The organism is Candidatus Stoquefichus sp. SB1 (assembly GCF_001244545.1).
Taxonomy (GTDB): Bacteria; Bacillota_I; Bacilli_A; order Erysipelotrichales; family Coprobacillaceae; genus Stoquefichus.
On record NZ_LN852696.1, the window covers coordinates 357,054 to 370,272 of the forward strand.

Consider the following 13,219-nt stretch of genomic DNA (forward strand, 5'->3'; position numbering starts at 1 on the left):
AAATATTTCGATATACAAATAATAATCTATCCTTATTATATCTAAAAGTCTATTGACTCTCAATGTCTTTTATACAATCAGCAAGTGTTTCAACAATTGTTTTGGCATGTTTTTGGACTTGAGAAGGGGCATATGTAAATGAATAACCATTTTCAATGACATCTAACATTGGTAAATCATTCCATGAATCTCCAATTCCATAAATATCTTTGATATCCAATTGAAAATAATCTTGAATAATCTTTATGCCATTTCCTTTAGAACATCCTTTCGCAACTAAATCTATATGTTGATTATTTTGATAAGCTTCAATAACATCTCCATATTTTTGATGAATCAATTCTGTAGCAACTTTAGCTTTGTCTAATTCATCATATGCATAATGAAATGAAAATGCACTGACTGTTTTGGTGTTGAGTTCATCTATGGAATCAAGATAAACACCATGAAAATCATGCTTTTTTGTTTTATAAACTTTATACATGACATCCTGATAGACAATTGTCATATCTTTTTTGTTGAGAAATTGATAAATTTCCTTTACGAGTGATAAAGGAATTTGTTTTTCAAAAATCACTTCTCTATCCTTATTTAATATAAGACCACCACTTAAGAGAATATAAAAATCATGTTCGAGTGCATATGGTTGGCTAGGAGCAATAATGCCATGTAAACACCTTCCTGTACAAACACCAAAGTAATTTCCTTGCTGTTGAAATTCTTTGATTGCTGTCACATCTTTATCTTTCATATGATCATCAAACCATAATGTATTATCAAAATCACTTGCTAATAATTTCATACTTTTCACCTCTATCGTTTATTATAAACAAATTCATATCAAAAGAACAATCATTTCTTATTTAGAAAATGAAAAGATATGTTATAATATCTCAAATATAGAAGGAGGGGAAACGATGAAAGCAACGATTGAAACAAAACGTTTGGTACTGAGAAATTTTCAATTATCAGATGCTAAGAGTATGTTTGATTCTTATTGCCATAGTGAAAGGATTACACGTTATTTAACTTGGTATCCTCATGGAAATGTAGAAGCAACAAAAGAATTTATTACGACTATCCAATTGCCTCACATTGAAATGGATAATGCTCTTGATTTAGCAATCACTTTAAAAGGTGAAGATCAAGTGATTGGGAGTATTGGTACAGTCAATGATTTTTTGCAAGACGATTATGCTGAGATTGGATATGTGATTGGGGAAAAATATTGGAATCAAGGATATATGAGTGAGGCGTTTGAAGCAGTGATTGCATTTTTATTTACACACACACCTGTCACAAGAATAAAAGCTATTCATCATCTAGAAAATCAGGCATCAGGAAGAGTTATGCAAAAGTGTGGAATGAAATATACAGGTGAGGTTTTTGTAAAACAGAAAATCGATAAAGAAGATCTGGTCAAATGTGCATGTTATACTCTTGAAAAAGCAGATTGGTTAAAACAAAATGCATAAGTTAGATTATATTAATGATATAGATATGTTAGAGCCGATGAGATTAAATCAAGCTCAAATTCTTTATCAGGATGAGGATGGGATTATTTTCCATGAGTTAAGAAGTGGTGTATGTATGATTTCTATGACCAATGTTTTGAAATTTAAGACACTTTATAAGCAATTGAGGTTGGAGCAGTATCAACTATTTGATGTGAAACAAAAGGAAATTGTTGATATTTTGATAAATGATTATCATCGGACATTTCTCTTTGCATGTTATCAAGCTGTTTATCAACAACAAGTTCATATACCTATCACATATCCACCTTATGTATCTATTGATTTATTAACGCCTGAACATTCGCAGATTATAAAGGAAACTTATGAGCATAGCGATGAATCAGCATATATTGATGAACTTATAGAAAAGAAGCATTTATGGGGACTCTTTGAAAAGAATGAGTTAGCAGGTTTTATTGGTATTCATAGTGAAGGAAGTATGGGGCTGTTAGAAGTGCTTCCAGCCTATCAAAGAAAAGGCTATGCAACAATGTTAGAAAGTTATCTTATCAATTATTTTTTAGATCAGGGATGGGTTGCTTATTGTCAAGTTATTGAAAATAATCAAGCTTCTTTACAACTACAAAAGAAGCTTGGATTGACAATATCTCAAAATGTTTCTTTTTGGATGTTTTAAAAAAATCAACTTTTGGAATACTTGAAATATCATCCTATCTATGCTAAGATATGGATGAAAGATATAAGTATCGAGAACATTGTTCTCAAACGAAAAGTCAAGGAAGGCGATCCTTGACTTTTCTGTGCTTATTATCAGTCATGTAAACTATCAAGCCACTTGCAAATATAATATGTTATGATACCTGCTACGATAGATACACTCAAAGATATAAATATCTCAATGAACATTGTTCTCACCTCCCTTAACAGGAAAATGACAACAATGTCATTATATCATGCAAAAGACTGTATAAAGTCTCAAATTTGTCTCAAAATTAGTTACCTACACCAAAATCAGTTGGATCATATAGAAAATCATAACCTGTATCTTCAATAAGATAATGATATTTATGCATAAACCAGTTAATCAATGCATCATCTCTTTTGACAGATGTAGAATTGTTACGATAAATACTAATTGTTCCATGTTCAAAAAAGTGTGTCAGTATATCCATATCTTTTATAATCATTTCTTTGGTTTGTCCTTGAATACCGACCATTAAACATGGTGAATCAAAGTATTGCTTTAATTCCTGAATTGATTGAAATGTTGCATTTTTATTTAAATAACCATTTCTAAATTCATCATCAAAAGTTTCAACCCCAATTTTAACAATTGTTTTGATTCCAAAAAAATCTCTTATTTCCTGAATGCGTTTATGATAAATCCAATGACTTTCAATGAATAAAGTATGAATATGTTTCTTATCAATAATTTCTTTGATTTTTAATAATGTATCTTTAGGTAATTCAAAAATACTTGCTGAATCAATAACTTCTAAAACACCATATTCACCTGTTATTAAATCCAGGACTTGATTGTTGATATCAATCATTTCTTTTGTACAGGTTGAGTTATCTTCAATATAATCACAAAATGTACATTTTGACCAAAGACATGGTCTTGCTTTTAAGAGAACGATTTCTCTTTTTGTTTTGTTTGTAATGTGGCTGTATCTTTCCATGCTATCCCCCATTTCTCCATTAAGTTTCCTCTTTCAATAATCAAACGTGTCAAATACACAGCAAGCAGTTTATCTGTATAGTCAGTTAATATTTGAACAACAAATATACTCACAACAAGATTTAATCCAAGGTTATGAAATAAAAAGACAAAGGCACTGCTACTGCCAGCAGTCAATCCGCCAAAAAGATAAGCTGTTATCATGGCACTTGCGATTGAGGTTGGAATACCAACGAGTAGACTTCCAATTGGTGTCTTTTTCCCTTGTAACCAAGCGGTGTGATAAAGGATGCCTGCAAAAAATCCCGTCAGCAATTGGACAGGAGCATAATAAAAGGAATAGATGTCGAAAGTGAAACCACTTGTCAAACTTCCTAAAACACCTGTTAACATGGCATATTTTGGACCAAGTAATCCAGCAACCAAAATCGTGCCAATAGAATCCATATAAAATGGAATAGAGAATGTCATGGCTATCAATGCGCCAATCACATTCAAAGTGATTCCAATGGTCATAACCATTTGAATCTTTGTTTTCTTTTTCATATTCAGTTTTCCTTTCTTCTAAAGTACAGTTAGAAGCCAGACAAAAAAAGATGGACGAGCCATCTTTTTTATGTCCTTAGTTTTTTATACTGGGTTTGGCTCTCGAACCAGTGTATCAATAGAATAACATACATTTTTACGAATCGCAATTCTTTTTCTGTTAACTATAACTATGAGATATGAGAATTGCATTGCACTAGGTTAGTGCAAATTAATGTTTTGAGAGTATACAAACAAGATGTTATGATATATGTAGTTAAATTATAAAAAATATGTCGAAAGGAGGAAGAAGAGTGTTATTACCGCGTGAAAAAAAGATTCTTGAATTTCTTTATACTGGGCAAAAAGAATATACAGCAGTCCAGCTTGCTAATCTCTTACAAGTCAGTTCACGAACAATTAAAGCAGATATCAAAAGAATTAAAGATGAATTAGAACCAACTGGTTGTATTCTTAATACAAAGACAGGGAAGGGTATTTGGCTAGAATATACACCTGATGGAAAGAAATATTTAGATAATCTTTTGTTAAAAGATGAAAATGCATCTTCTTTCTTGCCTGAGACTAGAAAATATTATATTGCTTTAGAATTATTACGAGCAAATGATTATATATCTATGGAAAGTATTTCTGAAAAATTATTTGTGAGTAAAGGAACGATAATGAATGATGTCAATAAACTCTTAACATTTTTTGAAAATTTTGACCTGAAATTAGAAAAATCAGTCAAGTATGGAATGATTTTAAAAGGTACAGAATTGAAATGTCGGATTGCGGAAGCATATGTTTTAAGAAAAATCGTTGTTTATAGAGGTGATCAGGTATTAGAAAAACTTCAACCTTTTTTTGAACATGTATCTTTAAAAACAATAGGACTTTTACTACAAAATACTGAACAGAAATATGATTTGGTTATTGCTGATAATTCATATATTCATTTTATTCTGCAAGTCGCAATTATGATTGAACATCTTTATCAAGGGAAAAAATGTGATGGGATTCAAGAAATGAATTATACTCAGGGGTTAGAGTGGCAAATGAGTCAATATATTATAGAAGGGTTAAAAAATATATTTCAAATTGATATTCCACATGGTGATGAACTTTATGTTTATATGAATGTTGTCGGTTTAAAGTATCAAAACAAACGCATCTATCAAGATAGAAATGTTGAAAGTATTCGAGCCATTTCACCTCAAACATATGATGGAATTGTAGAAATTATACGTGAGGTTGATGCTTTATATGGAGAGGATTTAAGCACTGATGAAGAATTTATGATATCACTCTTTATACATTTAAATGCTTTATTCATTCGTTTAATGAATTCGATATATATTGAAAATCCATTAAAAAAGACAATTAAAAGTGATTTGCCATATGAGTATGAAATCGCAACATATATATCAAGACTATTAACACGTGAGCATTACTGTTTGTTAAAGGAAGATGATATTTGTGATTTGGCTTTATATGTAGGGGCTTCTTTAAAACGAAAAAAAGCTTACACAATTAGAAAGAATCCAACAGTTGTGATTGTGTGTGGAAGTGGAATGTCTACATCTCAGTTTATTGAAGCAAAGATTCATTTGTCTTTTCCACATGTCATTATCAAAGATATTGTTCCTCTTTTTAAAGCTCAGGAATTGCACAAGGATGATCAGGATTTTGTTATTTCTACTGTCCCTTTGTCATTAGAAGGAATGGATGTTTTGGTTGTTTCACCAATGCTGAATAAAGATGATATGCATCATTTATCAGATATGTTCCAATCAACCATGAATCAAAAAACTTTAGAAATAAGTCAATATGGAAAACTGACTTCTAAAATTAAAGAAAATATTTGTTTTTTTCAATGTGATTGTCGCAGTAAAGAAGAAGTCATGACATTGATGGGAACCAGACTGATGAATCAAAAATATGTTGATGAAGGTTTTATTGAATCTGTTTTAAAAAGAGAAAATCTTGCCCCTACATCTATTGGGGATGGATTTGCGATTCCTCATTCGTTTAGAGGACATATATTGAAACCAGGTATTGGTTTTATGACTTTGAAGAAACCGATTCTTTGGGGTGAAGAAAAGGTTCAAATCATTTTAATGATTGCTTTAGATCCAGATGATAAAGATTCATTTAGAGTTATTTTTGGTCAATTAGCAGAACTTACAAAGGATACAGAAAAGATTCAAAAAATATTAGATGCAAAAAATTATAAGGAATTTAGTCAAGTTTTAAAATAGAGGGGAATTTATGAGTCAAAAAAGATGGGGTTATTTAATTTGTGCAGTTATTATATTATTGTTTATGGGAATTGGGTATGCATTTTCTTTATTTGTTGTGCCAATTGAAAATGATTTAGGATTAACACGTTCTCAAACATCTTTGGCATTTACTCTATGTTTTATTTGTTTTTCAATAGGCAGTTTTACAGGTGGCTTTTTAGTCAGGAAAATAGCACCACAACTGATTATGAGAATCATTGCATTTGTCATTGGAACTGGATTTCTCACAACAACTTTTGCAAGTCAGGCATGGCATCTGTATATCAGTTATAGCATCTTTTGTGGAATTTCTATAGGAATGATTTATAATGTGTGTGTGAGCGTAATACCATTGTATTTTCAAGATAAATTAGGATTAACAACAGGAGTTTTGTTGATGGGCTATGCAATGAGTACAACTGCATTTGGTCAACTTTGTGAATATGGAGTGAAAATGATTTCATGGAAAGGGGTCTTTGCGGTTTTAGGAATATCCTCATTTCTTATCTTGCTGTTAGGGAGTTTTATTTTGCATTATCCAACACCTGATGAAAAAATGCAATTACCACAAGTAGAATTAACGATTGAGAAAATAAGTTATCAGCCACAACAAGTTTTGAAAACGAAGACATTTTATATTTTTGTGCTCTTTTATATATTAATAGGTGGAATTGGTATGTCTTTAATTAATCATATGGCTCCAACATTTCAGGAAGATTTGCAAGTCACAGCAACCACAACAGCGACATTGGTTAGCCTTGTATCCTTATTCAATGGGTTAGGAAGAGTCTTTTGGGGATTGATTTTTGATAAGAAAGGAACTTCTTTTATCTTAAAGGTGTTAGGTATTTTGGTGTCATTATCTTTATTATTAATGGTTTCTGCTCTTTGGATTCATCATGTTGTTCTGTTTGCAGCTGGGGCGGCTTGTGTATTGTTTTGTTATGGTGGAAGTTCAAGTTTAGCACCAATTGTCATGAGATATTTGTATGGAAATGAGTATTTTTCTATTAACTTTTCTATTACAAATATTGGGACATTGATTTTATCAACTTTTCCCACATTTATTGGAACAATTCAAATCATGACACATCATTATTTTATAGCGTATATTTTATTGATGTTATGTGGTGTCGTTACAATTTTATTGTCTTTTCTTTATCATCCTATCGCATCAAAAGAACTTTCAAGGTATTGAAATGATGACTTCTTAAGAAGTCTTTTTTGTTTGTGAGTATCTCAATCAATATGTAAAGAGATTTTTTGTGTCAAAGCTTCACTAAAAAAAGTGATCATCTTTTGACAAGATGAGTCACCTTTGTTTGAAAGTTATATTTACCCTTTAGCTGCCTGATAGATTTTTATAATATCTTCTTTTTCTAATTTCATAAATCCACCAATAACACCATTTCCTGTATCAGCAGCTTTTTGTGCCATTTCAATGACTTGTTCATCTGTTGGATTAATTCCTAATTCTTTAAGTGAAGTAGGCATCCCAATTTGATGACACCATTGATCCCAAGCTTCAATACCTTTTAGAGCAGTCTCTTCTAAGTTATGAAAATTAGGTTCAACTGCAAAGACCTTAACTGCAAACTGAGCAAATCTTGGAATGTTTGTCTTATAAACATAATGAGCCCAACTTGACCAAACTGCTGTTAAGCTGGCACCATGAGTTGCATCAAACATGGCACTTAATTCATGCCCAATTTTATGTGTTGCAAAATCACCAATACGTCCTGTTCCCGTTAACCCATTATGAGACAAACTTCCAGCCCACATGAGATTGGCACGAACTTCATAATTGGTTGGATCTTGAATAACTTTTAATGCTTCATCTCTTACAGTGACAAGCAACCCTTCTGATATACGATCAATCAATTGAACATCTTCTACATTTGTAAAATAACGTTCCATAGTATGCATCATAATATCTGCGGCACCACTGCATGTTTGATAAATTGGTAATGTATAAGTTAATTCAGGATTCATAATAGCAAATAAAGGTCTTGCACAATCATGATTGTAAGATCTTTTTAAAATACCTTGATCTTCTGTTTCAATATCGATAACAGTAGAATTACTTGTTTCAGAACCAGTTGCTGCAATGGTTGATATACATCCAATTGGTGCAATCTTAGTTGTTGTGACTTTTCCTAAAAACAAGTCTTCTAAATCAAAATCATTGGCTAAACCATAGGCAATCGTTTTAGCAGAATCAATAGCTGAACCACCACCAATAGCCAAAATAAAATCAACCCCTTCTTTTTTACAAAGCTCAACACCTTCTTGTGCTCTTTTAAGTCTTGGGTTAGGAACAACACCATCAAAATCAATATAAGCAATACCTGCATCACTTAAACTTTTATGAACAGTATCTAAAACTCCATTTTCTTCTAAAAAAGTACCTCCATAATGGATTAAGACTTTGTGATATCCTCTGACTTTAATTTCTTTACCCACTTCACCATGGGTTCCTTTACCAAATATAATCTTGGTAGGTGTAGAAAATTCAAAATTTAACATTGTATCCCTCGCTTTCTTGAATAGTCTTTCACTATTTTCATCTTTATTATAATAGGAGAACTTCAACACGTAAATTGATTTTATATCACTAACTTAGTGAAAAAAGTTTATAAATATAAATAAACAATACATTTTTTCTACAAAAAAGCTGATGAAAATGCTTGTTTTAAGTCATCAAAATGATGTTTGCACTATATTGGTGCAATTTGTTGATTTGTATAAGTGAATAATGCTTGATAAGATATGAGTGTAAAGAAAAAACGACTCTATGAAAGGAGGAGCAATATGTTATTGAGGGATATGCTTGATGAACGACTGATTCAGTTTCATATGGATGTTAAAAATAAAGAAGATGCGATTTATAAAATATCTGAATTAATGTTTCAGGCTGGAAAAGTGACAAATCAAGAACAATATAGACAAGCAGTTTTTGAAAGAGAAAAAGAATTTGCAACAGGGATTGGAAATGGTATTGCGATTCCACATTGTCAAAGTGATTGTGTAAAAGAAGCAGCTTTTACTTTAATAAAACTTGATCAATCTATTGAATGGGGATCTCTTGATGATTTACCTGTCAATTATATTATTATGTTGGCTGCCCCAAATTCGTCTGATAATGTTCATTTAAAAATGTTATCGACACTTGCTATGAATTTAATGGATGAAGATTTTAGGTCCGGACTCATAAATGCTTCATCTGTTGAAGAAATAAAAAAAATATTTGCTACGAAGGGAGAATAGAATTATGTACATTGTTTGTGTAACAGCTTGTCCAGTTGGAATTGCTCATACTTATATGGCAGCTGCCAATCTTGAAAAAGCAGTCAAAGCTGCTGGGCATGAAGTGAAAGTCGAAACGCAAGGTGCGCAAGGCTTAGAAAATGAAATTACAAGTGAGGATCTTGCAAGATGTGATGCTGCCATTATTGCAAGTGATATCAGAATTAAAAATCATGAACGTTTTGATGATGTTCCGACTATGACAGTTGCTGTTCAAGAAGCTGTGAAAGATGCTGATGGAATTGTCAAAGAATTACTGGAGGCGTTAGAGTAGTATGGCTGAGATTAAGAGAAAGAATGCCCAAAAGAAAAGTCAGGGTGCGATTTTAAAAGACTCAATTATGACTGGTATTTCTTATATGATTCCAGTTATCGTTGGTGGTGGTGTTTTACAGGCGATTGCAAAAATGTTAGGTGGTTATGACATTGCAAGTCATATGGATCAAATTGATACTTTTGCAAAAGTTATTATGTTAATTGGAACAAGTTTATGGAATTTCACAGTTCCTGCAGTTGCAGCTTTTACAGCTTATGCTTTGGCTGATAAGCCAGGGATTGCGCCTGGACTTGCAATGGGAACATTAGCAAACTCTATTAACGCTGGATTTGTTGGTGGTCTTGTTGGTGGAGTTATGGTTGGATATGTTGTTTTATGGATGAAGAAAATTCCTATTCCAAAGAACTTGCAAGGTGTTATGCCTATCCTGGTGATTCCAACTGTGACAACTCTGGTTTGTGGATTGATGATGTATTATGTTGTAGGGAATCCAATTGCCTGGTGTATGACTGCTATGCAAAATTGGTTATTAAGTTTAAATACAGGTTCTAAGTTTGTATTTGGTGCTGCTGTTGGAGCGATGATGTGTGTTGATATGGGTGGTCCTGTAAGCAAAGCAGCTGCAATGGTAACAAATGGTTTAAATGCTGATGGGTTCTTTATTCCAACATCTGCTAAGATGTGTTCTGGTATGACAGCACCTCTTGGTATTGCGATTGCAACTTTTATTGGTGGAAAGAAAAAATTTGATGCTGTTGATCGTGAGAATGCAAAATCTGCTGTGATGTTATCTTGTGTTTATATTGAAGAAGCTGTTATTCCTTTCTTAATAAAGGATCCTGTGAGAGTTGTTGTTTCTTGTATGATTGGTGGCGGTATTACTGGAGGGCTTTGTATGGTGACTTCATTAGCTTCACCAGCCGTTCATGGTGGGATCTTTGTTATTCCAATGACATCTAATCCATTATTATTTATTGGATTATGGTTACTTGGAAGTTGTATTACAGGTGTTATCTATGCTTTATGGAAGAAACCATTGGCAGTAGAAGTGAAATAAAGGAGAGGGATGCATCATGCATCCCCACTCTTTCAATGGAGGAAAAAATTATGTATGTATCAATGAAAGAAATGTTATGGCATGCGCATACCCATCGTTATGCAGTTATGGCTATTAACTGTGTGAATATGGAGCAAGCCAAAGCCATTATTGAAAGTGCTGAGGAAGAACATTCTCCAGTCATTATTAATATTTCACCAAGACAGTTAAAAGCACATGGTTATGGATATATTATGGTTCCTATGATTCAGGCGCTTGCTAAACGGGCAAGTGTACCAATTGCTTTTAATTTGGATCATGGTGCTAATTTTGAAGATATTACACAAGCTTTACAGTGGGATTTTTCAAGTGTCATGATTGATGCATCTTCATATGAATTTGAAGAAAATATCAGAAGAACATCTATGATTGCATCACTTGCGCATGGCATGGGAAAATCTTGTGAAGCTGAATTAGGACATGTTGGTTTGGCTGCAAATGCGGATGGACAAAATGTTGATTATTTTACAAATGTTGCACAAGCACAGGAATTTGTAGAAAGAACGCATTGTGATTGTTTGGCAGTTGCGATTGGGACAGCACATGGCGCTTACCCAAAAGGAATGATTCCTCAACTTGATTTTGAAAGATTGAAGCAATTAAAAGAGGCTTTAAATATGCCACTTGTTTTACATGGTGGTTCTGGAGCAGGCGAAGAAAATATTCGTAAAGCTGTTGCTTGTGGAATTAATAAGATTAATGTGTGTACAGATTTAATGAAGCATGCTAAAGAAGCTTTAATCAAAACATTAGCAGATGAACCAGATATAGAATATATGGAATTAAATATGGCAGTTGAAGAAGCTATGAAAGATTTTATTAAAGATTATATGCGTATGATTGGTTCTAGTCAGCAATACATCTTTGAACAACATGATGGACCAGAACTAGATTAGGAGGATATAACCATGAATGATAATCAATCTTTATTGACTGTGTTTATTGGCTTCTTATGTATTTTTCTCATTGGTTTCATGATCAAGACAATTCGTCAATATTATATATTTAAGGCAAGTTTTTATACAGAAATCTATTCAGGATTTTTTGAATATATGGTGAAACATGGGAATCTGAGAAGAATGTCAAAGAGTTATTGGTTAGAAAATGAATTAGGTGAACATCGTCTTATGTTTCAAATCACAAAGAGTCAAACAGATGATATTATTCAACCTTATATCCTTATTTTATTAAGCAGTGGATTATATGTTATTCAAACCTATAATGAATCTGCTCATTATGTTTGTAATAAGCAAAAAATGAAGAAAATAACTGAAAATGAGAATCATGAGAAAATCGTCCAAAACCTTCCTTTTCCAATATCTCAGTTTGAAAGTTTTCAAAATCATTTTCAGGATTTAATAGGAGAAAAGGACATTCCTATGAAATATATGATGCTTTTTACTGACTTAAGTCAATTGGATTTATCAAGTCAAACGATTCCTTTTGTTCAAAAACATCAATTTATAAGCACACTCAAATTGCAACACACAACATCAAAATGCATTTTTGAACAAGGAGATATTGAAAGAATTTATCATTTATTTCAACAAAAAGTGTTATCATTATAATAATGATAAAATGTATTGACTAGTCTGACATATAATTTATAGTGATCACTATCTATATTTTAATTGAGATAGTGATTTTTTTATTGACAATTTTATGAAAAAACTTTGCCTTTTAAAGCCCTATCCTATATAATAACAGTGGCTTTAAGGGGGATATTATGATTAGTGATATTGATGTGTTGTGTAAATTAGGAAATATTAAATATAATTTAATGAAAAATGATCCTTTTCGATTTTTTATAAGAGCTTTTATGGCAGGAGCATATTTAGGAATTGCAGCAATTTTATCATATACTTTAGGGGCATTATTAAATGATCATAGTGTTGTAGGGAAAATTGCTGTAGCAGGAACATTTGGTATTGGTTTGGTTGCTATTGTGTATTTAGGTGCAGAACTTTTTACAGGTAATTGTTTTGTGACGATTATGCCAGTTTTAAAAGGTGAATTAAAGTTTAGAAGTATTATACCGATGTGGGTGACTTGCTATCTTGGCAATATGGTAGGAATTGCTTTGATTTGTTTTTTATTTATTAAAAGCGGATCTCAAGAAACTATCATGATTCCTTATTTAGAAGGGGTTATGCAGGCAAAGTTGAATTTTAATGTAGTGGAACTACTGATTCGAGGGGTGCTGTGTAACTTTATTGTATGTGTCGCAGCTTATTCTGGTGTGAAAATCAAAGATGAAACAGCAAAACTCATCGTTATTATGATATTAGTTATGACGTTTGTTTTACCAGGGTTTGAACACTGCATTGCAAATGGTGGTATTTTTGCAATGGGAATGACACAGCTAGGAAGTGCTATTGACTGGACATTGATGCCATTACATATGCTTATTTCATCATTAGGTAATATTTTAGGTGGTAGTGTATTGTTGGCAGTACCTATCTATATTATGTTTAGAACACCTCAGGAAAAAAAGAAATAATCATACATATGTACTCTTTGATGGGTACATTTTTTTTAAAGTTTTTTGTCACAAATGAGTATTTTGGTTGTCAA

Annotated in this window: 14 protein-coding genes and 1 riboswitch; of the genes, 10 read left to right on the top strand and 4 right to left on the bottom strand. The window is 32.2% G+C overall.

Features of this window, described 5'->3' with window-relative positions:
- Positions 1–49: 49 nt before the first annotated feature.
- Positions 50–802, bottom strand: coding sequence for an HAD-IIB family hydrolase (locus BN1865_RS14215; RefSeq protein ID WP_050637925.1), 753 nt, complete (start codon positions 800–802; stop codon positions 50–52).
- Between the two features lie 115 nt (positions 803–917).
- Between BN1865_RS14215 and BN1865_RS14220 the strand changes: the two genes are divergently transcribed.
- Positions 918–1,475, top strand: a complete 558-nt coding sequence (locus tag BN1865_RS14220; RefSeq protein ID WP_050637926.1) for a GNAT family N-acetyltransferase — start codon at positions 918–920, stop codon at positions 1,473–1,475.
- Positions 1,468–2,154, top strand: coding sequence for a GNAT family N-acetyltransferase (locus BN1865_RS14225; RefSeq protein ID WP_050637927.1), 687 nt, complete (start codon positions 1,468–1,470; stop codon positions 2,152–2,154). The genes BN1865_RS14220 and BN1865_RS14225 overlap by 8 nt, the downstream gene beginning before the upstream one ends.
- Before the next feature lie 316 nt (positions 2,155–2,470).
- On the opposite strand, the gene BN1865_RS14230 is transcribed toward BN1865_RS14225, so the two are convergent.
- Both BN1865_RS14230 and BN1865_RS14235 read right to left on the bottom strand, forming a co-directional pair.
- Positions 2,471–3,160 carry a radical SAM protein gene (locus tag BN1865_RS14230; protein ID WP_050637928.1) on the bottom strand — a complete coding sequence of 230 codons (690 nt, stop codon included), beginning with the start codon at positions 3,158–3,160 and terminating at the stop codon, positions 2,471–2,473.
- Positions 3,106–3,705 (bottom strand): ECF transporter S component, encoded by a 600-nt coding sequence (locus tag BN1865_RS14235; RefSeq protein ID WP_050637929.1) that lies wholly within the window; start codon positions 3,703–3,705, stop codon positions 3,106–3,108. Before BN1865_RS14235 ends, BN1865_RS14230 begins: the two co-directional genes overlap by 55 nt.
- Before the next feature lie 70 nt (positions 3,706–3,775).
- A riboswitch (PreQ1 riboswitch) is annotated at positions 3,776–3,822 on the bottom strand.
- Positions 3,823–3,998: 176 nt separating this feature from the next.
- Between BN1865_RS14235 and BN1865_RS14240 the strand changes: the two genes are divergently transcribed.
- Both BN1865_RS14240 and BN1865_RS14245 read left to right on the top strand, forming a co-directional pair.
- Positions 3,999–5,945, top strand: coding sequence for a BglG family transcription antiterminator (locus BN1865_RS14240; protein ID WP_050637930.1), 1,947 nt, complete (start codon positions 3,999–4,001; stop codon positions 5,943–5,945).
- 10 nt (positions 5,946–5,955) lie between these two features.
- Positions 5,956–7,164, top strand: coding sequence for an MFS transporter (locus BN1865_RS14245; RefSeq protein ID WP_050637931.1), 1,209 nt, complete (start codon positions 5,956–5,958; stop codon positions 7,162–7,164).
- 137 nt (positions 7,165–7,301) lie between these two features.
- Here BN1865_RS14245 and BN1865_RS14250 read toward each other — a convergent pair whose 3' ends face one another.
- Complete coding sequence (locus tag BN1865_RS14250) at positions 7,302–8,492, bottom strand: iron-containing alcohol dehydrogenase (protein ID WP_050637932.1); 1,191 nt, start codon at positions 8,490–8,492, stop codon at positions 7,302–7,304.
- Between the two features lie 285 nt (positions 8,493–8,777).
- Between BN1865_RS14250 and BN1865_RS14255 the strand changes: the two genes are divergently transcribed.
- The 6 genes from BN1865_RS14255 (at position 8,778) to BN1865_RS14280 (ending at position 13,145) form a co-directional block, all read left to right on the top strand.
- A complete protein-coding gene (locus BN1865_RS14255) occupies positions 8,778–9,233 on the top strand; it encodes a PTS sugar transporter subunit IIA (RefSeq protein WP_050637933.1) in 456 nt (151 codons plus the stop codon).
- 4 nt (positions 9,234–9,237) lie between these two features.
- Complete coding sequence (locus tag BN1865_RS14260) at positions 9,238–9,546, top strand: PTS fructose transporter subunit IIB (protein WP_050637934.1); 309 nt, start codon at positions 9,238–9,240, stop codon at positions 9,544–9,546.
- Position 9,547: 1 nt separating this feature from the next.
- Positions 9,548–10,606: a PTS fructose transporter subunit IIC gene (locus BN1865_RS14265; protein WP_050637935.1), complete on the top strand. Its 1,059-nt coding sequence runs from the start codon at positions 9,548–9,550 to the stop codon at positions 10,604–10,606.
- Positions 10,607–10,641: 35 nt separating this feature from the next.
- Positions 10,642–11,541, top strand: a complete 900-nt coding sequence (locus tag BN1865_RS14270; protein ID WP_232780407.1) for a class II fructose-bisphosphate aldolase — start codon at positions 10,642–10,644, stop codon at positions 11,539–11,541.
- A 12-nt stretch (positions 11,542–11,553) separates the two neighbouring features.
- The gene (locus BN1865_RS14275; protein ID WP_050637937.1) at positions 11,554–12,213 is read left to right on the top strand and encodes a hypothetical protein; all 660 of its coding nucleotides are present in this window, start codon (positions 11,554–11,556) and stop codon (positions 12,211–12,213) included.
- 158 nt (positions 12,214–12,371) lie between these two features.
- Entirely contained in the window at positions 12,372–13,145 is a 774-nt protein-coding gene (locus BN1865_RS14280) for a formate/nitrite transporter family protein (RefSeq protein WP_050637938.1), read from the top strand.
- Positions 13,146–13,219: the final 74 nt, after the last annotated feature.